This window comes from Corallincola luteus, assembly GCF_004336975.1.
Taxonomy (GTDB): domain Bacteria; phylum Pseudomonadota; class Gammaproteobacteria; order Enterobacterales; family Neiellaceae; genus Corallincola; species Corallincola holothuriorum.
In genome coordinates, this window is sequence record NZ_SJXE01000002.1 from 131493 (window position 1) to 155210 (window position 23718).

General features: G+C 49.4%; 20 protein-coding genes. 15 read left to right on the plus strand and 5 right to left on the minus strand.

Annotation, left to right across the window (positions count from 1 at the left end):
• Positions 1-73: 73 nt before the first annotated feature.
• The 7 genes from EZV61_RS07130 (at position 74) to EZV61_RS07160 (ending at position 10456) form a co-directional block, all read left to right on the plus strand.
• Positions 74-1387: a coiled-coil domain-containing protein gene (locus EZV61_RS07130; protein ID WP_131414799.1), complete on the plus strand. Its 1314-nt coding sequence runs from the start codon at positions 74-76 to the stop codon at positions 1385-1387.
• Positions 1388-1416: 29 nt separating this feature from the next.
• On the plus strand, positions 1417-2082 hold the full coding sequence (locus EZV61_RS07135; RefSeq protein WP_131414800.1) for an SIMPL domain-containing protein: 666 nt from the start codon (positions 1417-1419) through the stop codon (positions 2080-2082).
• A gap of 240 nt (positions 2083-2322) precedes the next feature.
• The gene (locus EZV61_RS07140; protein ID WP_131414903.1) at positions 2323-4005 is read left to right on the plus strand and encodes a dipeptidyl-peptidase 3 family protein; all 1683 of its coding nucleotides are present in this window, start codon (positions 2323-2325) and stop codon (positions 4003-4005) included.
• Positions 4006-4230: 225 nt separating this feature from the next.
• Positions 4231-5229, plus strand: a complete 999-nt coding sequence (locus tag EZV61_RS07145) for a helix-turn-helix domain-containing protein (protein ID WP_131414801.1) — start codon at positions 4231-4233, stop codon at positions 5227-5229.
• Positions 5230-5435: 206 nt separating this feature from the next.
• Positions 5436-8492 carry a carbohydrate-binding domain-containing protein gene (locus tag EZV61_RS07150; RefSeq protein WP_165569554.1) on the plus strand — a complete coding sequence of 1019 codons (3057 nt, stop codon included), beginning with the start codon at positions 5436-5438 and terminating at the stop codon, positions 8490-8492.
• A gap of 78 nt (positions 8493-8570) precedes the next feature.
• Positions 8571-9404, plus strand: a complete 834-nt coding sequence (locus EZV61_RS07155; protein WP_114337510.1) for a peptidyl-prolyl cis-trans isomerase — start codon at positions 8571-8573, stop codon at positions 9402-9404.
• Complete coding sequence (locus EZV61_RS07160) at positions 9401-10456, plus strand: HupE/UreJ family protein (protein WP_131414803.1); 1056 nt, start codon at positions 9401-9403, stop codon at positions 10454-10456. The genes EZV61_RS07155 and EZV61_RS07160 overlap by 4 nt, the downstream gene beginning before the upstream one ends.
• 6 nt (positions 10457-10462) lie before the next feature.
• Here EZV61_RS07160 and EZV61_RS07165 read toward each other — a convergent pair whose 3' ends face one another.
• Complete coding sequence (locus EZV61_RS07165; protein ID WP_165569555.1) at positions 10463-11488, minus strand: metal-dependent hydrolase; 1026 nt, start codon at positions 11486-11488, stop codon at positions 10463-10465.
• A gap of 180 nt (positions 11489-11668) precedes the next feature.
• On the opposite strand from EZV61_RS07165, the gene EZV61_RS07170 reads away from it, so the two are divergent.
• From EZV61_RS07170 to EZV61_RS07185, 4 genes are read left to right on the plus strand one after another with little or no spacing between them, the layout of a single operon-like run.
• A complete protein-coding gene (locus EZV61_RS07170; RefSeq protein ID WP_131414805.1) occupies positions 11669-13105 on the plus strand; it encodes a sigma-54-dependent transcriptional regulator in 1437 nt (478 codons plus the stop codon).
• Positions 13083-13430: an Hpt domain-containing protein gene (locus tag EZV61_RS07175; protein WP_131414806.1), complete on the plus strand. Its 348-nt coding sequence runs from the start codon at positions 13083-13085 to the stop codon at positions 13428-13430. Before EZV61_RS07170 ends, EZV61_RS07175 begins: the two co-directional genes overlap by 23 nt.
• A complete protein-coding gene (locus EZV61_RS07180; protein WP_130566808.1) occupies positions 13430-14626 on the plus strand; it encodes an FIST signal transduction protein in 1197 nt (398 codons plus the stop codon). Before EZV61_RS07175 ends, EZV61_RS07180 begins: the two co-directional genes overlap by 1 nt.
• On the plus strand, positions 14627-16750 hold the full coding sequence (locus EZV61_RS07185; protein WP_131414807.1) for a PAS domain-containing sensor histidine kinase: 2124 nt from the start codon (positions 14627-14629) through the stop codon (positions 16748-16750).
• Here the strand turns inward: EZV61_RS07185 and EZV61_RS07190 are convergent.
• The 3 genes from EZV61_RS07190 to EZV61_RS07200 are packed head-to-tail and all read right to left on the minus strand — an operon-like array spanning position 16720 to position 18353.
• Positions 16720-17121 (minus strand): hypothetical protein, encoded by a 402-nt coding sequence (locus tag EZV61_RS07190; protein ID WP_130566810.1) that lies wholly within the window; start codon positions 17119-17121, stop codon positions 16720-16722. The genes EZV61_RS07185 and EZV61_RS07190 overlap by 31 nt on opposite strands.
• Before the next feature lie 4 nt (positions 17122-17125).
• A complete protein-coding gene (locus tag EZV61_RS07195) occupies positions 17126-17533 on the minus strand; it encodes a hypothetical protein (protein ID WP_130566811.1) in 408 nt (135 codons plus the stop codon).
• A 1-nt stretch (position 17534) separates the two neighbouring features.
• Entirely contained in the window at positions 17535-18353 is an 819-nt protein-coding gene (locus tag EZV61_RS07200; RefSeq protein WP_131414808.1) for a DUF1194 domain-containing protein, read from the minus strand.
• Positions 18354-18679: 326 nt separating this feature from the next.
• Between EZV61_RS07200 and EZV61_RS07205 the strand changes: the two genes are divergently transcribed.
• From EZV61_RS07205 to EZV61_RS07215, 3 genes are all read left to right on the plus strand, one after another.
• Positions 18680-19612: a hypothetical protein gene (locus EZV61_RS07205; protein WP_131414809.1), complete on the plus strand. Its 933-nt coding sequence runs from the start codon at positions 18680-18682 to the stop codon at positions 19610-19612.
• 609 nt (positions 19613-20221) lie between these two features.
• Positions 20222-21430 carry an RtcB family protein gene (locus tag EZV61_RS07210; RefSeq protein WP_131414810.1) on the plus strand — a complete coding sequence of 403 codons (1209 nt, stop codon included), beginning with the start codon at positions 20222-20224 and terminating at the stop codon, positions 21428-21430.
• Positions 21431-21490: 60 nt separating this feature from the next.
• Entirely contained in the window at positions 21491-21727 is a 237-nt protein-coding gene (locus EZV61_RS07215; protein ID WP_130566815.1) for a hypothetical protein, read from the plus strand.
• A gap of 29 nt (positions 21728-21756) precedes the next feature.
• Here EZV61_RS07215 and fabV read toward each other — a convergent pair whose 3' ends face one another.
• Positions 21757-22947: an enoyl-ACP reductase FabV gene (fabV, locus tag EZV61_RS07220; protein WP_131414811.1), complete on the minus strand. Its 1191-nt coding sequence runs from the start codon at positions 22945-22947 to the stop codon at positions 21757-21759.
• Between the two features lie 216 nt (positions 22948-23163).
• Here fabV and ftnA point away from each other — a divergent pair, with 216 nt between their 5' ends.
• Positions 23164-23691 carry a non-heme ferritin gene (gene ftnA, locus EZV61_RS07225; RefSeq protein WP_114337760.1) on the plus strand — a complete coding sequence of 176 codons (528 nt, stop codon included), beginning with the start codon at positions 23164-23166 and terminating at the stop codon, positions 23689-23691.
• Positions 23692-23718: the final 27 nt, after the last annotated feature.

A 23718-nucleotide genomic window follows, 5' to 3' on the forward strand; every position in this document is an offset into this window, starting at 1 on the left:
GACACCGCTGTGACAACCCCATAAACTCTGTCAGGTTTGATTGATTGTTTTCTTCGAAATGGATCCCGTGGGTATGGTAAATAAATTACTTGTTCTAATGTTTGGCAGTCTGTTGTTAATGACGGGCTGTAGTGATGCCCCCGATTCAGCTGAAGTGCAAAAGGCGATTGAGCGCCATATCGTTTGGCAACCATGGCAGGTTGGCTCGGTAAAGCTGGACAGTGAATCTCTAGTCGGCGATAGCGCAGTGCAATACCGTTTTACGGCGAAACTCTCGCCGAAAGAGGATCTTTATCAACCACTGTTTGTTCTCGGTGACGTTCAAGTGGTCTCCGTTGGACGCCAGCGTGGAGAGAGTAAAGCCGTGCTGGGCGTGGCCGATGCGAAGAAGGGCGTTCATGGCTGGGAGATAGAGATTGCATTTGAGAACGATCCGTTCACCGATGAGGGGGTGCCGCAGAAAGATAATGATGTGGTGATCAGTTCCGCTGAATTTAACAGCGCGTTGAAACTTGCCAATGCGGAGCTCTCACAGGTCAATATTGAAGTAGCAGAGTTGACAGAGAAGCTTAGCGGTTCGCGGGTGCGCCATCAGGAAGTACTGGTGCAATTGAGCGCCCTGAGGGATTCCAACCGATACAAGGTGGATCGGCTCAAGCAACAGTTTGAAAGCCAACGCCAAGCAGTTGAAGAGCGTTATGCTGCTAAGTCTCGGCAAAGCCAGGCCAACTTGAATGAGCAGCGTAAACAGCAGCTCATCGCCTTGAATGTAAAGTTTGAAGACCGTTTTACTCAGGCCGAGCACGCGTTTGCCAGTAAACGTCGCGCTTTGGATAAAGCCATGGTCGATAACGATCGCAACTACAATATCTTGGTACAGGATGTGCACAAGGCGTACAAGGCCGATATCAGCGGCCTGGATCCCGATTCCATTTCGTCCGATGAATATCGTGCCTATCTTGATGCCCGCGTGAAAGCGCGTGATAAAGCGCTGGAGCAGACCAAAGAGGAGCATCAGCAGATGCGAGAGCAACTGCGGGTCGAAAAAGAGGAGTTGGTGGTCAACCATCGAAGCAATATGGATCTGCTAAGGCAGGAGAAGCGGAGCACCCTTGAAGAAGCCCGACGTCAGCAAACAGATCAGAAGCAATCTATGTTTGGCGAAGTGCAGGTACAGATGGATGCCGCTTTAGCTGAACTTGATAAAAGCTATGAAGCACGCCGTGCGGAGCTGCTGGCAGAAGAGAAAGCGTTGAACCGAGAATTGAAAGATTTAGCGCAAAGCTTGAATGAACTGGAGACGTTAAACGCCAGTAAATTGAATCGGCGAGATGCGTTGACCAAGGGGATCGAAGCGGCTGGAGCCGCGGGCGCTACAATCAGCTAGCTGTTTGAATCATAACAAGGAGAGGAAAGATGCAGAGAGTATTGATGCTTGTTGGCCTCTATCTGATGTTGTTGATGGGGTCGGCCACGGCTGGCACCATTAGCGTGATGGGGACGGCGACGCTGGAACAGATACCCGATCAGGTGCTGGTTCGGCTGCAGGTGGTGAAAACCGCCACTACGGCAACACAGGCTAAAAGTGCAGCAGATGAGTCGGTTACCGCAATTTTGGACAGCGTTAGAGGTTTGGGGTTGGCAGACAACCAGATCGACGCAGCTGATCTGCGATTATCTCCCCGATACGATTATCAAAATCGCGTGCGTACCTATATCGGTATTGAAGCTTCTCGTCAGATCGTCCTGATCTTAAAGGATCCAACGCTGCTAGCGCCGCTGCTGGATAAAGTGGTGAGTGCGGGTGCTGATGAGGTGCAGGGCGTTAATTGGCATTTCAGCCAGTTAAAGTCGTTACAACATCAGGCGCGTATCGCCGCATTAAAAGATGCCCGAAAGCAGGCGCAAGAGCTTGCCGCTGTTTATGGTGCCAAACTAGGCGAGGTTGAGCGAATCGACACCGTCAACCAGGCGTCTCCGATGCCCCAGTTGCGGATGGCGATGGCGGATGAAAGTGCAGGTTATCAAGCACCGACGCAGCAGATCAGTGTGCAGGTCTGGGTAGAATTTGAACTGGACTAAGTGATGCGTTGAATTTGTTTGCGGTGGTTTTTATCGCGGCAGCTGGCATGGCAGCAGGCGTTCTTGCCGTTGTAAATTTTATCGTAAATAAATGTGTACAAAAAGCTGACATGGCTGCTTCTACTATTTTGATCTTCACTTTGGTTTTTTTATACCACTTCAGTATTACTATACGCAGCGCAGGGCAGGTAGTATTCCTGCCCATACTAAAACAAACAATATAATAATGAGGATCCTATGATGACCCTCTCCCCCATCTCCAGAGGGGTTGTACTCGGAGTGTCGTTAGGACTGGTTGCTTGCCAACCAGCCGAGCAAAAGGCACCCGAGTCATCTGCACAAACCAAAAAACAACAAGTGCAGCTTAAAGCCGACTTCAATAGAAGTCGGCTTTCTATTTATCAACCCGTGTCGCTGACCGCTGATCTATCTGCTTATTCTGAACAGCAAAAACAGATGCTTGCGCTTCTGATTGATGCCTCAGAAATTATGGATGATCTGTTTTGGCGCCAAGCTTTTGGTGAGGATAAAACCACCTTTCTTCAAGCTATCGAAGATCCTGAAGTTCGCCATTTTGCCGCCATCAACTACGGCCCATGGGACAGGTTAAATGGTGACAAGCCGTTTTTGACCGGATATGACGACAAGCCTCTCGGTGCGGAGTTCTATCCCCATGATATGACAAAGGTCGAGTTTGAAGCGGCTAGCTTTGTAGATAAGGATGGACTCTATTCCGTCGTTGTTCGTGAAAGCGATGGTGGTTTTAAAGCGATTGACTATGCCTCGCACTACCAAACTGAACTGACTCAAGCCGCCGATTTGCTACGTCAGGCGTCAGCGCTTGCGAAAGACGGCGAGTTTGCCAATTACCTTAAGCTGCGAGCCGACGCGCTATTAAGCAACGATTATTATCCTTCCGACATGGCTTGGATGGATATGAAGAATAATCCGATTGATCTGGTTTTTGGTCCCATTGAGACTTATGAAGACCAGCTCTATGGCTACCGTGCTGCATTTGAATCTTATGTGCTGTTAAAGGATATGGCGTGGAGCGAGCGCTTAGCACGTTTTGCGCAGTTTTTGCCTGAGCTACAAACCGGTTTACCGGTAGATGCAGCATATAAAGCTGAAGTGCCTGGTTCTGATGCGGATCTAAATGCCTATGAGGTGATCTACTACGCCGGTCACTCCAATGCTGGCAGCAAGACCATCGCGATTAACTTGCCCAATGATGAACGGGTACAGTTGGAAAAAGGCACGCGTCGTCTGCAGTTGAAGAACGCGATGCGGGCGAAGTTTGATCAGATCTTGTTGCCCATCGCTGATGTGCTTATTGCGCCAGACCAACGTCAACACATCACCTTTGATGCTTTCTTTGCCAACACCATGTTCCATGAAGTGGCCCATGGTTTAGGTATCAAGAATACCCTGAACGGCAATGGCACCGTGCGGCATGCGCTGAAAGAGCATGCCTCGCCATTGGAAGAGGGCAAAGCAGATATCTTGGGCCTGTATATGGTGCGAGAGCTGTTTAATAAAGGCGAGATCACCGAAGGTGTGTTGGAAGATTATTACACCACCTTCCTTGCGGGTATTTTCCGTAGTGTGCGCTTTGGTGCTTCCAGTGCCCACGGTAAAGCCAATATGATGCGTTTTAACTACTTTGCCGAGCAAGGCGCGTTTAGCCGTGACAGCGAAGGGTTTTATCGAGTGAATTTCGACAAGTTCACCCAAGCCACTAACGATCTCTCCAAGTTGATCCTCACTCTGCAAGGTGACGGTGACTATGCGGGGGTTGATCAGTTGTTGGCTACGAAAGGGGTGATTGGCGAACAGTTAGCCGCTGACCTGGCTAGATTGGAAGCTGCAAAGATCCCAGTCGACGTAGAGTTCAAACAGGGCAAGCAGATCCTGGGTTTATAACTGCTGACTCTGAACTCGAGAAAACGGCACCTTCGGGTGCCGTTTTTTTATTTTCGCTACTCACATTGCACTGCCATAGATAAGGGGCGACGGAATCTACTGCTTTAGCGGAGAGGGGGTCTGATTTGTCTTGTGGTGAGCCGATCAATCTAAGAGTGTGTGAATAGCGTCATGAAGGCGCCGATATAAGCTGGTAACATTTTGAGCAAAGCATTGAAGTGAGTATTGGCTTTGGATAAGTCGTATATTTTAGGAAGTTGGGTCAATTCTTGCCTACAAGGTTTTAAGCTGACGGGTTGGTGTAATGCAGAAATCTTGCGGCATGCAGGGCTGGAAGCGCATGTTGTCAATCAAACTTATTGGAATGCAGATCAGGTCACTCGCCTGTTCGATGCGGCCTACCAGCTTCATGGCAACAGCGTTGGGTTGGTGTCTCGATTAGGACTAGTTCCGAATACTTTTCAATCTCTCTCGCTTGCTGTTCTTGCCGCCCCCAATTTTCATACGGGCTTACATTTGATGGCAAAATATAGTGCGTATATATCAAATGTGCTGCGCTATACCTTTGATGACAAGCCGGAGCACCCTCGGTTTAGCTATGACGCTGTAGGCTCAGCAGAGCCTCACGCGATGATTTCAGATGCTATCTTAGCCGCGACGGTACGAACTTTTCGTTTTGTACAGCCACGCAGCGAACTTATTTATGAAGTTCATCTGGCACAGAAGAAGCCGGATGATGCAGCAGTGTATGAAGCATATTTTGGGGTGCCTATTCAGTGGCAAGCGAAACAGCATGCGTTGTTGCTTAATAGAGCAAGCTTGCTACAAGGCTCAATGCATGCGAATGCTGCACTTTTTGAAACGCATGATGCTGATTGTCTGAATACGATTCACCGATTGAAACCAGATGACTTCTTGGCACAACTAAGCCAAAGCATTCGAACTGCTTTAAGTGACGATGATTTTTCCATCTCCGCTGTCGCAGAAAGGCTGGGGGTTAGTGTTCGTTCGTTGCAGCGCCGGCTGTCAAAGCAGAACACCAGTTACAGTCAGCTTTTAGATCAAGTGCGCATGAAGGAGGCGGAGGTTTACATAAATTCTTCTGCCTACAGCGTCAGTGAAATCGCCCAAAATTTGGGCTTTTCTGACGCAGGTAATTTCACTCGCGCTTTCAAACGCTGGTATCAGTGCGCTCCGCAACACTACAGGAAGCTGGTTCAGTAGGGGCTGTGAATTTCATCACGGTTTAACTATCTTGGCGTCAGATGACATGACAGCGTCGTGTGTTGACATGCGGCCTTAGCTATTTCGCCATACTCTTGACTTAGCGTGTCACATTATTGACGGTTTGCGCGTAGCCATTCGCTGGCATGAGATAACCTGGCTTAATGCGGACAGCTATAGACGTTAATTGAGTCACAGGGATGGTTATGAAAAATCACTTTAAGAAACGCTCTACTTCTTACCTATTACTTCTGATTGGGTGTCTGACAGCGGCATTACCAGCGCAAGGCGAGGTGACTTTACCTGGCACCATTGAAGCTGAAGATTATGATGGCGCGCAAGACTCAACTTGGTACAACGAGGGAGGCGAGTATGGTTGGGGCAAAGTTGATATCGGCATCGCTGAGGATACAGACGGTGGCTATTATGTCGGTTGGACGAAGCAGGGTGAATATATTCACTACAACATCCTTGTGCCAACAGCTGGTGACTATCAGTTTAAAACACGGATATCGACCCCCAAAGATGGACGAAGACTTCACTTCAAATTAAATGGTAGCCAGCTCGGTGAAACCGCCACTTTGCCAAACACCGGAGGATGGCAAAACTGGCAAACCATAGAGTCTCAGCACCATCTCTCAGCCGGTTCGCATATCCTAGAAATCTTTTTCGAAAGCCGTGAAATTAACATTAACTATATTCAGATCGAAGGCATGTCCTCTGTGGGCGAGCCGATCTCGTTACCTGGTCGGGTTGAAGCCGAAGACTTTGTAAATTATTACGATACAACATCCGGCAACAGCGGTGGAGAATATCGAAATACGGATGTCGACATTGAGCGCACATCTGATGATGGCGCGGGCTTTAATGTGGGCTGGACTGACAGCGGAGAAAGTCTGAGTTACGAAATTTTTGTTGAAAAATCGGGCCGCTACCAGGTTGCCCCTCGAGTCTCAACAATTAAGGATGGGCGTTCTCTGTCTCTGCGCTTGAACGGCTCATACCTTGGCGACCCGTTTTTGATCCCGAATACCGGAGGTTGGCAGAATTGGCAGACGATCTCTCAGAGCGTCGAATTACCTGAGGGTAATCATCAGTTGGAAGTTATGTTTGCCAATCAAGAGATCAACTTAAACTACATCGATATCCACGAAGAAGACACGGATGATCCAAATGACCCAGATGAACCTAAAGGGTGGAACTTGGTGTGGAGTGATGAGTTTAATGGTACCGCAATTGATGCTCAGCGTTGGAACCATTCAGATAATGGCTGGGGCGGCGGCAACAATGAGCTGCAGTACTACACGCCTAGGCAAGAAAATGCTTACGTCGATAATGGTTCGTTAAAAATCACTGCTCGTCGTGAATACTACGAGGGGAGCGATGGTGGCCGTGACTTCACGTCTGCGCGGCTCGATACCAAAGGAAAAATGGATTTTCTATACGGTCGTGTAGATGTGCGAGCCAAGTTGCCAAGTGGTCAGGGGTTATGGCCAGCTATCTGGATGCTACCGACAGATGATGCATACGGTGGGTGGGCGTCCAGTGGCGAGATTGACATTATGGAGGCTGTCAATCTGCAAGTGGATGGTAACAATAGCATCCACGGCACACTGCACTATGGTGGTAAATGGCCTGACAACACACATAGCGGTGACAAGGTTACTCCAGCGACGAATGTTGCGACACAGTTCCACACTTACAGTGTTGAGTGGGAGCCGGAAGCAATTCGCTGGTATATCGACGGCAAGTTGTACCAAACACAAACGCAGTGGTGGAGTGAAGGTGGTAGCTATCCAGCGCCATTTGATCAGCGCTTTCATCTGATTCTCAATGTCGCCGTGGGTGGAAACTGGCCTGGTAGTCCTAATCAAAACACCGTATTTCCGCAAATTATGGAGGTGGATTACGTACGTGTATATGAAAAAGGGCAGCAACAGCCGGGCGATGAGTGTGATTCGCTACCTTATGGCGGCAGGGCTGTGGGCATACCGGGACGGATTGAGGCTGAAAACTACAATAGCGGATGTGCTGAATTTGCTTATTCAGATGTAGAGCCAGAAAACTTAGGTGGTGAATACCGAGATGGTGGTGTCGACATTGAGCGAGCAAATGATGTTGGCGCTGGCTATAGTCTCGGCTGGCTTAGGGACGGTGAGTGGCTTGAGTACACCGTCATGGTTGAATCTGCTGGTAAGTATGATTTGGATCTGCGTGTCGCTAGCGAAGGGAATGGCTCTGTCATCCGTTTTGAATCCGCTGGCTATGATATCTCCGGCGACATCAACATCCCACATACGGGAGGCTGGCAAACTTGGCGCACAACGACGCTGCGAGGTATTACGCTAGAGGCGGGTCAGCAAACGTTAAGAATGCATGTCGTTGATGGCGACTTTAACCTTAATTATATCGATGTTAAACCAGCCGGGAAGGGCCCCCACAGTGTTGATAAATCTCGAGGAGAGTGGACGCTAGTAGTGATCCCCGATACGCAGCACTACTCTCAAAATCGTGACAATGCGCCTATCGCGCACATGCGCACCGCTTTTCAGTGGTTAGTGGATACGAAAGAAGATCTCAACATCAAGTTTGTGCAAGGATTGGGCGATATCACCGAGGGCTGGAATCAGCGCTGGGAGTGGGATAATTCCACTTCTGCTTGGGATAAGCTCTACGGGCAAGTGCCCTTCATGCCTATCATCGGTAATCATGACGATCCGTGGATGATGAATCAATACTTCCCTGTCTCTAGCTTCTCTAATGAAGCCTGGTGGGGTGGGGATTTTGGCGGCGTTGAAAACAACTATGGCCTGATGACAATTGGCAGTGAAGACTATCTGTTCTTGCAGGTCGAGACGTACGATCAGTACTCCGATTATCGCCCGGCAGGCATGGAGTGGGCCAAACAGATATTGGCTCGCTATCCAAACCGCAAGGTAATTCTGGCGACCCATGACACTTGGGCCACTTCTCATATTAAGAACAACCTGCTGACCAAGTATGACAACATCGTTATGTCTAATGCCGGCCATGTTTGTCAGCGCGAAGCATACTATACCCAGAATGGTCCTCGTGGGGGGGTAAGCCACAATTTTATTGTGGATTATCAGTGTGATGCGCAAGAGGTCATGCTGCTCCGCTATTACGTGTTTAAGCCCATGGAAGACCGAGTGGATTACTTCACTTATTCGCCAGTGACAGGGCAGTTTGAAGCAGATGATAGCTCTCAAGGTTCATTTGCCTTGATCCAGAAAGATCCTTAGGTAGTAGAGTGGGGGACTTTGCATCGTGCCCACTCTGAATCAATTTTCACCTGACCGTTGACGGATTGTATCAAATCGATGAATAGGTTTAGTAAGCAGAGCGCCAAATTAAAGCCGTGGTTGCAACAACCCTGGCTGGTGTTTCTATTCGTGGCGGGGGTGATTGCATTATTCGACCTGCTCTACGCTCCCTCTCCGACTCCCACGATTGAGGTGAGTGTTGCGGATAAAAAGGCCATTGTGGCTTATGCCGAACAGGGGCGCGGCCGACCGTTGACGGCTGAGGAGGTAGAGATTGTTTTGGCAGAGCATGTGCAGGAAGAGATACTGCTCAAAGAGGCCTACCGCCTAGGCCTTAATGACGATGCAATGATACGTATGCGTCTTCTCAATAAAATGCACTTTATTATCAAATCACAAGTTCCGACTCCGACTGAAAGTGAGCTAATTGACTATTTTAAGCGTCACACAGACAGCTTCAGAGCACCGCCATCGTGGCGCTTTGAGCAACTCTTCTTTGTCACCAATAGGCCGATTCCGCAGACCTTGCTGGTTGAGCTACGCTCGGGGCAGATTGAAGCCAGTCCACAGCTGACTCAGCAATCCTCTTCAAGTTATTGGAATGACCTCCCCGAACAAGGGATAGCGGCTCGGTATGGTGCTCATGTGGCGGAGGCGATCATTGAGGTACCGAAAGGGGTATGGCAAGGACCATTTCCAAGTCCTACCGGTAACCACTTCATACGTGTTGAGAGGATGCGCCAAGGTGCGTTGCCAATCTTTGAAGAAGTACGGAGGCATGTGGAGAATGAGTGGAAAAAAGAAAAAGAGTCAGCATTTATCCGACTGCGGGTTGAGCAATTGAAAACGCGCTTTTCGATTGGTGTGACAGAAGGTAGTACCACGCTTTGAAGTATTGGTTACGGTCATTTTTCATTTTCTTGGTGTCATTGCAGGGCTTTCCGGTGATGGGCCACGAGCTTGGTATTATCAGTGCTGTTTTGACGGAGTCCGACAAGGCGTCAGTGACGGCCAAAGCGGACGAACGGCAGTTTCAGTTTGACGTCATGATCCCTTTTCATCTGGCATATCAGGTGTCCCTGCCTGATCTACCTGAACAATGCCAAATGCGCGGCACAGAAAGGGTGAGTGGTGCATTAGATGTCATTAGATATCGTTTTGCCTGCCGTAGTAAATGGAAGCATGGCGATAAGCTGACGCTTCATTGGCAAGCATCCGGAGTACTCTTGACTGCGCCTTCACTTGGCTATGATACGCGTGAAAGACAGCTGTTATTGCGTGCCGATGAGCGTATTGTTATCCCCTTATTCCAGCAAGGGGAAGGCTATTCAGGTGATTGGCTGAGCAGTATTAGCCGTTATCTAACCCTTGGTATTGAGCACATAGTTTTTGGCTATGATCACTTGCTGTTTGTATTTGCTATCTACTTGATGTTGGGTAGCAGTGTGCAACTTATTAAATCGATCACTGCGTTCACGTTAGCCCATAGTTTGACACTCTCTTTAGTGTATCTGTCGTTTATTACTCCTTCTTCGGCATTGGTTGAAACGCTGATTGCGTTGTCTATTGTTATGATGGCTTATGAGATCATGTTACCAATCGATCAATCTTCCAAGCTGGGTATGCGCTCGCCTTGGTTGGTTGCGGGTAGTATCGGGTTACTTCATGGAATGGGTTTTGCGGGTGCACTGAAGGAGATAGGAATACCGCAAGCCGAGGTGCCCGTGGCCCTACTGTTTTTTAATCTGGGAGTGGAAATTGGCCAAATCAGCTTTCTTGCCGTACTTAGTGTGATCATTTTATTTATACCTCGTTTGTATCGCTATGCTTCCGGGCGTCGCTGGGCAATTGCGCCTTCCGCTATCACCTATCCTTTGGCCGGTTGCGTGGGTGGTGTCGGCATGTATTGGTTTTTGCAACGTGTGATGGATATAGCTAACTAATACCCGTCATTTTTTTGGTTTGTCTATTTGTTCGAAATCCACTGCTGGCAGTGGCTGACCTCGCACCAATTTTATCAACTCGGGTACCAGTTCTTTTCCTGTTTTAGGTGGTGGCAAGCGTACGGTTTGCTTGGGTTGCCAGCCTGCGGGGGTATGCTCTGCCAGCAAGTAACGGAAGGGTAGGTATGGCTCTATGCCTAAGCGCATGTCAACGAACTTAAGTTGTCCTTGATCAGTCTGTAATTGATAAAAGCCATGTGTAAACCAATCCAAACGCGCCAGCTTGGGTAGCGCCTCTTTGTTGGCCAAGTTGTGCTTGTGGGGATAGGTGTTGAAGTGAATCGGTTTAGGGTTGAGCCAGCTGAAATACCCTATCCACAAGTGGTGGTCATCTTTACCGACAATGCGCCAGCTTAAGATATTGAATGGCGTTGGGGCGATAAAAGGGGTCTCTGACACGCCCTTGGACTCGAGTTCCGCACTGGCTTGATATTTCACCGATAACATCAAAACCAAGCTCAATGCCAAATATGCCTGACTAATCCCCAACCCCCATAGGTTCGACTTCAATGGTTTGGCTTTCCGCCGATTAAAGCCGATGAGACTGAATATCACGCCTATCAGCAGCGGTAGGGTATATAGCGGATCGATGATAAAGATGGTTGACCAAGCGATCGGCGGTGAGGCTAATGGCCAAAACAGCTGGGTGCCGTAGCTGGTGAAGCAGTCAAGCAGTGGATGAGTCACTAAGCACAACCAAGCCATCAAAGTGGCGCCCCAAAACCGCCATCGGTGTAGTTTGGCAATCAGCAGGCCTAGCACAGGTGAGAGCGCCGTCAGTACAAAGATCGAGTGGCTAAAACCACGGTGCTTAGTGACTTGGTCGACGGCGTCGGGGTAATGGATGAAGATATCCATATCGGGGAGTGTGCCTAAGCCTGCGCCCCAGGCGAACGCGCGCCAGCCTAACTGTCGCCCCCCGATAGCACCGCCGACAGCGGCACCGAGTGCGGCTTGGGTAACTGAGTCCAAATTTGTACCTCGATAAATGGCAGATAATAGTAAAGGCTAATAATCTTTAATCTTTACTCTTTACTGCTGTTTTGCGTTATTCATTTCTAGTTGTGCCTCATAATCAAGTCAAACAGCTTGAATTAGCAAGGTATTACGACTAGCTGTAAGGATTAGACCAGAGTTTTTTAAGGAGGTTTGATGGCTAGCATAATGATCGTTGAAGATAGCCAGTCTTTGGCGCTCGTCTATCAAAGCTACTTAAAGCAAGAGGGCTATCGCGTCAGCCATCATGCCAGTGGTAAGTCAGCCTTGGCTGCGCTCGATCGTCAGGTGCCCGACTTGATGTTGCTGGATCTAAAGCTGCCGGACATGGATGGTCAGAGTATCCTCGAATTTGTCGCTGAACAGAAACTTAATGTCGCCGTGGTGGTGATCACTGCGCATGGCTCACTGGAAAATGCGATTGAGGCGATGCGACTTGGCGCAAGAGATTTTCTGCTGAAACCTGTCTCAAAAGCGCGCCTGCTGGTGACAGTAGAGAACACCCTTCGTTTGTCTGAGCTCGGTGCCCTCGTTGAGTCACTACACCAAACTTTTGTTGTTGAAAGTTTCGAAGGCTTAATCGGAAAGTCATTGCCGATGCAGCAGATTTACCGGATCATTGAAAGTGCCGCAACCAGTAAAGCCACGGTATTTATCACTGGAGAAAGTGGTACAGGTAAAGAGCTGTGTGCCCAAGCACTGCATCAACGTAGTCCTCGGAGTAAAGCGCCTTTTGTCGCTATAAACTGTGCCGCTATCCCTCGAGAACTGATGGAAAGTGAGATCTTTGGTCACGTTAAAGGGGCGTTCACCGGTGCAGTTACACACCGAGAGGGCGCAGCTGAACAGGCGCAAGGTGGAACGCTGTTTCTTGACGAGCTGTGTGAGATGGATCTGGATCTGCAGAGTAAGCTGTTACGGTTTTTACAAACGGGACAATTTTCTCGTGTGGGAAGTGGCAAGCTGCAGACCGCGGATGTTCGTATCGTGTGTGCGACCAATCGTGATCCTCTGACGGAGGTGGGTGCGGGGCGTTTTCGGGAAGACCTTTACTATCGGCTGCACGTTATTCCCTTGGTGTTGCCGCCGTTGCGTGACCGCGGCGACGATGTTTTGCTGATCGCTGATGCTCTGTTGGTAAAAATCTGTGCGGAGGAGCAGCGCAGATTCAGTGGTTTCAGTGCCGAAGTGCAAGTCTGGATGCGCCAATATCTCTGGCCGGGCAATGTCCGTGAGTTGGAAAACGTACTGAGAAATGTGGCGGTACTCCACGATGGTGATCTGGTTGAACTGTCAATGTTACCTGATATTCAAGCGCGTTTTGAGCGTGCCTTTGCTGAGCCCGAAATTGACATATCCCACCATCGCGTTAGTCGGCAGGCACAGCCAGGAAGCGGAGATGGCTGGTTACCCAATTCGGTCGAGGCCGTTAACGCTTACGAGGTCTATGAGCGATGCTTGATTGAGCATGTGGTTGAGTTGCATCAGGGTAAAGTTGGTGAGGCGGCGAAGAAGCTAGGGCTTAATCCTTCGACTCTATACCGAAAAATTAAGCAATGGAAGGGGCAGGATGAACACCAGCTGCTTGTCTGAGGAGACATTGGAGAAACTATTAGCAGATACGGGCATCGCGCTTTGGCCGCAGCTGCGAACCTGTTTTATTGATGAAGCACAGTCCCGTGTAGAAGCGCTGTCGAATTGCTCAAATGACCGCCAATTGCTGTTACGTGAAAGCCATACGCTCTGCACTAGTGGCGCAACATTTGGGGCAATAGTGTTAAGTGAGTGTGCTGGTCGGATAGAGGGTTTGGCGCTTGCGGGTAGTCCGGAGGAGATCAATGAATTGATTGCCCAGCTCGAACGGCTTTGGCAACAAACCCAGTCGGAGTTATTAGCTTACCAGCCGAAGGAGCCGTAATGCAGATCGCAACCGCGTTCAGCACGCAACCTAATTCCCTTAAGGCGGTCGATGAAACGGTTGAACAGCTATCGGCGAGGCTCGATGCTAACCCTGACCTGATACTGATATACGTCACTAGCGATATGGACGTGAAGCTGGTGCAGAGCGAACTGCTTGCGCATTATCCGGATACACAACAGATGTTGTGCACATCATGTCAGGGGGCAATGACAGAGCTTGGCTACCACGGTGTTAGCGGCTATGGCTTGGTGGTATGGGCGTGTCAGGACGCCCATGGCAGCTTTGGTTGTGCTGTCGAGCCCTTCGTTGGCAATGTTGATGCGTCTGTAAAGGCTGCTTTGTATCAGGCGATGTTGGCTGCAGATCGCGTCGGTGAGCTTCCTGCTCTGGTGTGGCTGCACGGTACACCGGGACAAGAGGAGCGGATACTGCACACTATTGAGGGGGTGTTTGGTCGTTCCACGCCGGTTATTGGTGGGAGCGCTGCCGATAACAAGGTGGCGCAGCAATGGCTGATAGGGGCCAATGGCACCCTGTGCGATGACGGCATCGCATTCACTCTGTTTTATCCCTCCTGTGAATTAGGCTTTAGCTTTCATTCTGGCTACCTACCAACGTCACTGAAAGCAACCGTAACCGCTGCCAGTAGTCGTCATCTGGAGCGGTTAGATGATCTGCCTGCTGCTCAGCTTTACAACCGTTGGACTGAGGGGCTGATTCAGTCTCATATCAAACGAGACGACAGTATTCTGGCCGCAACGACGCTCAGCCCTTTAGGCCGTTACGTTGGGCAGGTTAACGGTGTGCCCTATTACAAATTGGCGCACCCCGAACATGTTTCCGATCAGGGAGGGTTGAATCTTTTTGCCGAAGTTCAGGTAGGTGAAGAGATTGTTCTGATGCAAGGTACAACGGAGAGCCTGATTGGTCGGGCTGGCCGCGTGGCGCAGGAAGCAAAGGAGACGTTAGACGCAGAGCGGTACCGGATTATTGGTGGCTTAAATATCTATTGTGCCGGTTGTATGTTGACGGTGCAGCGCCAGATGCCTGATGTGGTTGCGTCTATTAATCAGGTATTAAAGGGTGCCCCATTTGCTGGCGCATTTACATTTGGCGAACAGGGCCAGTTTATTGGTGGGGAATTCGCTCATGGTAATTTGATGATCGCCAGTGTGCTATTCATGGAGGGCTAAGTGAACCAAGACGATAAGCTGGAGCAGGCTGAATCTTCCCATGAGTTAGCGCAGCAATTGGTTAGAGCCAGAAGTCAGGCGCATAAATTACAAGCGGAGAATGACGCTCTGTTGCAGGGGTTGCAGCGACTGTCTGCCGCCGCCGATCCGGCAAAACTTATTGACGCATTAATCGAGATGCTTAAGCCCTTCACGGCGTTAGAGCATGCACTTATCGTTGAGTTTGAGAGCGGTGAGTATGCGCCGCTGGTTGCCAGTAGTGAGGTACTGATGGCTGCGCGCTGGCCCGCAGCGACGTCATTTAGCCGGGCACTTTCCGGAGATACGTTACTGCTGTTTGATACCACCTTATTGCCGGAATGGCAGGCTTTGCCCGAACAGGTTCGGGGCATGGCACACAGTGCTATCATCACCTCCATTGCAGATAGCCGGCGTCAGGTGTTGTTGATCTGTCTCCACAGTCGGCCACATGTTTTTGATCATGAAGCGCGTCGGTTAGTCTCCCGTTTTCGACCTTTCCTGTCGCAATTGATGATTAACTTGGGGTTCCGACATCATCTGGAAACCTTGGTAGAGCAACGCACGCAAGCCCACAAAGAGAGTGAACTCCGATTCAAAGCGTTTGCCAGCAGTGCCAGTGACTGGTTTTGGGAAACCGATGATCGTCTGCGATTAACCTATTTAACTCAGCCAGATCGCATTGCTAAGCAGACTTCGGAGTTGGATCTTTTGAGTCGGCGCTGGCTGCGATTACGTAGCCCCAATGAGCAGAAACAGGGGCGCTGGCGTAGCTTGCTGAAACAGTTGTCTGCCAGATCGCCGTTTCAGAAGCTGCGCTTCGAAATAGAGCCTGTGCCAGGCAAACTGCGCTGGATTGAAGTCAGTGGCGAGCCTCGATTTGAAGCCGAATGTTTCATTGGCTATCGCGGTACCGCACGGGATATCACGGATATTAAGCGTAAGCAGTTAGCGCTTGAGCAAGCATGGCGAGACGCCGAGCAGGCAGCAGAAGCGAAAAGCGCATTCTTGGCGATGATGCAGCATGAGTTGATGACACCGATTAATGGCATTGTTGGTGGTTTGGAGTTATTGAGTAACGAGCCGATGACGCCATCGCAAAAAGAGCATCTCGCCATGACATCCCAATCATCAGCTTTGCTTGAATCTCTGTTAAGAGATCTACTAACGCTGAGTCAGGTGCGGGGTGATCTGAATGAGTCGACGGCGTTGCCAGCGTCCAACAGCGCTTCAATTCATACGGTCACGGCACTGACTACCCATGCATTGGAGCTTTGGCGTTCACAAGCGACGTCGAAGGGGCTGAAGTTAGATTGCGTTGTTGCCACTACGCTGGCGAATCTATCATTAGTGCAGGGCGATCTCATTGCTCAGGTGCTGTTTCACTTGCTAGGTAATGCGGTGAAATTTAGTGATTCAGGAACGATTCGGCTAGAGGTTTCTGCGGATGATAGCCATATTACTTTTGCGATCCTGGATCAGGGGCCGGGGTTTGACGAAAACGAATCATCACAGCTGTTTGGGCTATTTGAACAGCGCGACAACAGCCAGACCCGTACTCATCAAGGCAGTGGTTTGGGTTTGACATTAAGTCAGCGCATTGTTGAGTCGATGGCGGGCACAATTGGTATCGAGTCAAAGCAAAAGGCACAGCCGTGGAGTGCAAAGGTGTGGTTCAGCCTGCCGCTGGTGAGCGTGCCTGAAGATAACTACATACCGGAATTGGATACGGCTAATCAATCACTGCAAGTGCTGGTGGCTGAAGACAGCAAAAGCAATCAGATGGTGATGAAGTTGATGCTGCAGCAACTTGGGCACGATGTCAGCCTAGTTGATAACGGTGCGGAAGCCGTGCAGGCTGTCAGCAGCAGCCAGTTTGACTTGGTGCTGATGGACTTGCGGATGCCTGTCATGGATGGCCTAGAAGCCAGTCGTCGGATCCGTGAGTTAGCAACGCCTATGTGTGACGTGCCAATTTTTGCGCTAACTGCGAATAGCGGGCTGAAAGAAGCGCAACAATTTGCCGCGATTGGGGTCAATAAGGTGCTGGTAAAACCATTGCGGTCGGAGCAGCTTCAAGACAGTCTGAGCGACCTTCGCGGCTGAGCGGGGGCACCTTGGTGGGCTCGAGTTGGTTTGATGCCTGCGATCAGCCGCTGCAGTAAGGCTGTGTGGTCCACTAATTTTGCACCGCAATAGAAGCTGCTTCCTACCTGATCGACGCGGACAATACGCACATGGCATTGTTGTTGGTCACCAACCCCGAGGATCATGGCGTAGCATGTACCGACGATAAACATGTGGCGACTTTTGAAGCCAATACCGTCATTCGAGATATTCAGCAGGGTCGTGTGTTGCCAACCGCTCAGCAAATAACGCCAGCCCTTTGGTTTCAGTCGCAGCCTGAGCCTCTGTACACGCATCGAGACGCGTGGATGGACTCGACTATTATGTTCGTCAGGATGATATTTACTCATCAGCTTAGTGCACCTTATACAACTCATATTCGATGGTGGTTACCAGGCGCAGATCGACGTAAACCTCCATCATGTATATCCCCGTAGGATCGTCTTGTAGCGGTTTGAGCCACACGGCGCTGCTACCGATTGCTTCGACCATGCGACTAGCGACTTTATTGAACTCACCGCTACCATCCTGTCGAGGGATGAAATGGATAGTGCTTAAAGTAAAAGGGGTGGCGGAAGGCTTTTCAACAACCAGGCCGTAGAGTGTCTCAGGAGTAATGGCGAATCGGTTTTGTTCTAAAAATACCGGTTTGGTGCCAGGGCTTTCAGCCAGGACTTCTCCAAAACGTATCTTGGGTTGTTCATCGGCGATGGCGTATCCAATCAGCAGTGCGGATAGGCAAAGCAGGAGAATTAATCGCATTTTAGTGCTCCTTTCGACGTTTTAGACTGATTGCCAGAAATAGTAAGCCGAGGGCGCTTAAGGATAACGAACCCGTGACTGGCACTATGACGCGAGTGGCCTCAGGTGGGATGCCATCGCCACTGATTTCATAACTGAGTTTTTGCTGGATCGCATCGCCAAACTGTTCGAATCGATCGACCTGCATCAGGAAAGCATTCTCACCGCCGACCACCTCATCCATGTAAAAGTCATTAACTGATTGGTAGGGGCTGATTACAATGCCGTTGATAGTATCGACTTTGGTCAGGGCATCGCCGCGGGCCTGTAGCGTATCTCTGCCACTATTTTCTATGCCGTCACCTGACACATCGATGATTTGGCGTGTGCCATTAAAGCCGTTGTCTTCGAACTGCGCTACACCGAAGTCGATGGCGTCGCCAACCCCTGTCATGTGCCAAAAAGGGCGAGCTAGTTCGGCAAGAGACGCTGAAAAATCCAGTGCCGAAGTGACTGAATCGATCAGTGTCCAATCGGCCATCACGCTCTGTTGGTTTTGGCCGCTCCACATAACCAACTGCACCGCTATTTTACCGAGTTCACCTTGTAAAATTGATTGTTGCACTTGATCATTGCTAAATGCCTGAGCGTAGCCATCCCGTTGCAGTAGGTATTCCTGATGGTTGACGCTACCTGATATATCCATTAACAACTGCAGCTCTACATCGACATCTAATTCGACTATCTCTATGGCATGACTTTGCGCCGATAAAGCAATCCAACTGCTCAAAGTCAAACTGACACTCTTCATAAAGAAAGCGACTTTTCTTCTGTTTTGCATTCTTCCGCTCCTTAACCCGAATTTGGCAAGTAACGACCTGCCACGTCAGTTGATACGTTTTCAAAACCTGTGCCGAACTCGTTGAGAGAGAATTTACCTATTAATTATCAATTAGATAGATAGTTATTGAGCGCTGGGGAAGTCGATTGGTTGAGGATTGCAAAATGCGAACAGTTGCATTTTGCAACTCTATCCTTGTTGCATTATGCGACTAGATGCCGCGATACATCAGCCGACAATTAGGGCTAACCATTTGATAAAAATGAAGTAAATTCTTGTGGCATAACAATTGATTCAGTTGGATTAGTCGGACGGAGGAGTTTGCAATGGCTAATCTAAATAGCAATAAACGTCGCAGCCAGAGCGCTGCCAAATATGTGGTGTCACTTTCAGTAATTAGTTTAGTACTCGTATTCCTGGGGGGAACCTGGGCCTGTATGCGCTATCAACAGGTAAAGAAACAGGTCAATCAACTCAATACTAACTTTCAGCAGCTGCAGGGTGAGGTTGATGTGCTCAGAACCTTGGAGCCAGGTGCCCGCAGTGACAATCTGTTTTCCCATGCGGCTAGCAGCATGCGATTACAGCCCGGTTGGGTGGTGCGAGTGCACAAGAGCCCTGATTTCAGAAAGGCTGTACCTGAACTGGTCGGTTCAGATTTAGGTAGCTTTGTGATGGACGAATCGCGTTTTCATTTAGCGCGCCACCGCTACAACCAGATAGAACGCCCACCCGTGGGGGCGTATCAGATGAATGGTGTTTATCCCAGTCTACATAAAGGTCGTCACCAATTTGTGTTGTCATTCAATGTTAACCGTCTATCGATGCAGCGCAGCAATGAGCCTAAAGTGGCCACACGTTGTTTTGCATCGTTACGCGTTAATGGCCGAGAGTTGTTTTCTGACAGCGTTAATCTCTATCAGGGGTTTCGTGATGAAGCCCTGCTAAATGGCGAGATCTCGCTGGAAAAAGGGATGCATCCTATCGCTGCGGTCATCTTTTGCGACATCTCAGCTTCACTGCGCGGTGAAGATGTTGAAGTGGTTTTCAAGAGTCGTGCCCCCGGTGACGCTACAGCACAGATCAATCGAAATTCAGTATTTCATGTGGCAAGACCCCAGCATGAACTGGCTAGACTGATGCAGCTAATGGAGTCGCAGCGTGACGATTCTCTTGAAACAGAGTTGTCGCAGCATCGTGAGCCGAAGGAGCTGATTACACCTAGCATCACGCCTGCCTCAATTAACTCAGAATTGTAGGTAGGGGGCGGTATGGTCGAGCAGTTTCAGGCGTTCCGGATGGTTATTTGGGTTTTACTGATCGTGGTGGGGGCTGCCATTTTCCTCTGAGCTTTGCTTAAACACACTTTTCATCTCCACCCGAAGCAAGGACGCGTTGCCGACAAAGAGGGCCCAGATGGGCCCTCTTTTATTTTAATTCCGAATGCTAGGCATTAGTTTTGTGATCTAATTTATTGGTTAATAAATTAATTGTTATATTGTGAATGAAAATTCATTTTTTATGTAATATGTCGAGATTCTATTTACTTTGGATATGATGTAAGGCTTTTACATTATAAAAATTATGTTTTATTTGTTTTTCATTATTTCTTGACAAAAAAATATTAGTCACTAATATCTCCACAGCTTATCCATTCATCAATTTAGAGGAGTACTTGAAATGACAGAGGTTACCTATATCAGCCATTAACTATGGTCTTTCAAGTACTTGTGCTTGCAAGGCCTTTGTTGGGGACTTGCAAGCCAGGAAGCATAAACACTAGCCCTGGCCATACGCCGGGGCTTTTAGTATCTGGCAGTCTTCCAAAGAATAATATATTCGCGATTTATATTGCGAAGGGGATTTTTATGCCTGTTAAAATAGAATTAAATAGCGGCGAAAAAAATAAAGATATGCCAGTGAAGATATTCACTGATGACATAGACCATGCTGCTATTAATCAATTAAAAAATATAGCTAAGTTGCCTATTATTCATCGTCATATAGCGGCGATGCCAGATGTGCATATGGGGATCGGTGCTACTGTTGGCGCGGTTATTCCGACCCATAAAGCGATTATTCCTGCCGCTGTGGGTGTGGATATCGGCTGTGGTATGAATGCGCTGCGGCTGTCGCTTAAGGCATCACAGTTACCGGATAACTTAAAGCCGGTACGTGAAGCGATTGAGCGCGCCGTGCCGGTGGGTGCCGCCTGCCATAAGCAGGTGTCAGTGCGCATCCAGGCATGTGCGGGGCTACAAGCTGGCATTGACCAGTTGTTTGAGCGCCATCCGACGCTGCTGAAAATGCTGAAAAACCCACAACAAACATGGGCGACTCAGATGGGGACGTTGGGCTCGGGTAACCACTTTGTTGAGCTGTGTGTCGATGACAGTGGCGATGTTTGGGTCATGCTGCACTCCGGCAGTCGTGGGATCGGTAATGCCATTGGCCGCTACTTTATCCAGCAAGCCAAGCGAGATATGGAGGGGCATATGCATCACCTACCCGACAAAGACCTGGCTTACTTTAGTGAGGGCAGCGATCATTTTGCTGCGTATGTGGGGGCAGTGGATTGGGCGCAGGAGTATGCGCGTATCAATCGTCAGGAGATGATGGCGTTGGTGCTGCGAGCGATTGCACCTTTGCTGCCAAGGTTTGAAATAACCCAGGAAGCGATTAACTGTCATCATAACTACGTGCAGCAGGAGCATCATTTTGGTGCCGATGTGTTTGTGACCCGCAAGGGCGCGATATCAGCCCGTGCCGGTGAGCTGGGCATTATTCCTGGCTCGATGGGAACTCGTTCTTACATTGTTCGCGGTAAGGGCAGTGCGGAAAGCTTTTGCTCATGCTCCCACGGAGCAGGGAGAAAGATGAGTCGTGCCAAAGCCAAGCAACGCTTTAGTCGTGCAGATCTGGAGCAGCAAACCCGCGGCGTTGAGTGCCGCAAGGACAAAGGGGTGATCGATGAGATCCCCGGCGCCTATAAGGATATTGACCAAGTGATGGCACACCAAAGCGATTTGGTGGAGGTGGTACATACCTTGAAGCAATTGGTTTGTGTGAAGGGGTAACAGAGCCCGCCGTGTTGGCAACGGCGGGTTCATATATAAGTAAGCTAACGGAGCATTAGGATGAAAACAAAACGGCAGCACAAGCCACGTAATTTACATGCGATATCACCGCTGATGAACAAGGGCGGTGCCCATGGTAAAAGCCAAAAGGCTCAGCGTTCGGCGGATAAGTTGTCTTATCAGCAAGAATGGTTAGATTGGGAGACGGAACGGCTATCTGAACAGTGTTTGGGGAGTCTAAAAGAGACCGAGGGTGATACACCCTCGGATCACTATTGTTGTCGTTTGGCGAGCTAAGCCATAGCCGTTTTTGCTAGCGCTATTGATTAAGGCTTGAGTGCCGCCATTTCCGTCATATCGACCTCCGCAGAATAATCTACACCCGCCAAATCAAAACCATTCAGTGCCATGAAATCATGCAGGTAGCCGTCAAAATCGGTTAACGCTTTAAAGTTATCTCCATTAATTGTTGGATAGATCTTGGCAATCTCAGCTTGCAGCGAGGGTGCCAGTTCATAGTCATCCAAGCGTAATTGGCGATCTTCATCTAATACAGGCTGTTGTCCGGCACCTTTAGTGGCGAACAGGCGATAACATTGTTCGATACAACCCTCATGGGTGCCGTTGGCTTTCATCTGTTTCATCAGTAGTGCCAAGTACACGGACATGACCGGAATAAACACACTTGCTTTGGTAACCAGTGCTTTCGCCACCACAGGGTAGGCTGTGCCGCCGACCGCCTGCTGTAACTGTTCATTGAGATGATTGGCGGTGGCATGCAGGTGTTCTTTGGCGACGCCGATGGTGCCAAAACGATACACTGGTGCCGACAGTTCGGGGCCGAGATAGCTAAATGCCAGCGTCTGTGCGCCGGGTGCAAGTAGATCGGCAGCCAGCAGGGCCTCAATCCATTCTTGCCACCCTTCACCGCCCATCACTTTGGTGGTGTGAGTGATCTCTTCGCTGGTGGCGGTTGGGATGGAGGTCCATTCTAACGCTTGGGCTTCAAGGTTGATGGTGTTGCCTTCGACCGGTGCGCCTGTGGTTTTCAATACTGAGCGGAAGCTTTCTCCTGTGGCAGGAATATCTCGGCGTCCAGTGGCGAGTGAGTAGATAACCATATCAATCTGGCCAAAGTCCGCTTGCAGATCGGCGATCACTTTCTCCTGCACTTTGGGACTAAAGGCATCACCAATGGTGTTGGCCGCTTTCAGACCCGCGGCTTCGGCAGCTTGGCGGAAATAACAGTTGTTATACCAACCTGCGGAACCAACGCCTTTTTCTGACGGCCCACGTTCAAAGGATACGCCATAGGTATCCGCGCCACCGCCAAAAGCTAATGCAACACGGGCTGCTAAGCCAAAACCAGAGGAGGCACCGAGGATTAATACTCGCTTGGGTGTGGTGATCGCTCCTTGGGCTCGCACATAATCGATCTGTGCCTGCAGTGCTTGCTGACAGCCAATAGGGTGACAGCTACGGGCAACGTTACCTGCAAGTTGTGGGGTGATAATCATAGTTATCTCCGGCATTAAAAGCTGATCCAAGCATATGCGGGCTTTGCTTATTTCGCCTAATTTAAACGGCGAGTGGGTCATCGAACCGCAATGCGAGCTATTCGTATTATCAAGGATTTGAATTATAAGAAAATATTATTACAGCGCATTGATCTGAAAAGCTATCCACCGGAGAATAAGACTATAGCGGTACAGAATAATGACAGGAGCTTAGCTGTGTTAGCGAAACCGATGATCGAAAAGCTGAACGAACAGATTAATCTGGAATTCTTTTCTTCTAACCTCTATCTGCAGATGAGTGCATGGTGTGAAGATAAGGGCTTTGAGGGTGCTGCTGAGTTTCTGCGGGAGCATGCTACCGAAGAGATGGAGCACATGAACCGTCTGTTCACCTATGTGAGTGAAACAGGTGCCATGCCTATCATAGGCGGCATTGCTTCACCGGCCCATGAGTTTGAATCGCTGAAAGATCTGTTTGAGAAGATCTATGAGCATGAGTGTTTAGTCACGAGCGCGATTAACGAGCTGGCTCACGTGGCCTTTACCAGTCATGACTACAGCACCTTTAACTTCCTGCAGTGGTATGTGGCAGAGCAGCATGAAGAAGAGAAGCTGTTTAAAGGTATTCTGGATAAAATCGATCTGCTGGATAATGACCGTAAGCTACTGTTCTTTATTGATAAAGATCTTCAGGCGATGGCCCGCGGTGGTAAGCCGGGTTCAATTATGGAACCGGGTGCTTAAACCGTATTTTGTGAAGAATGACGGAAT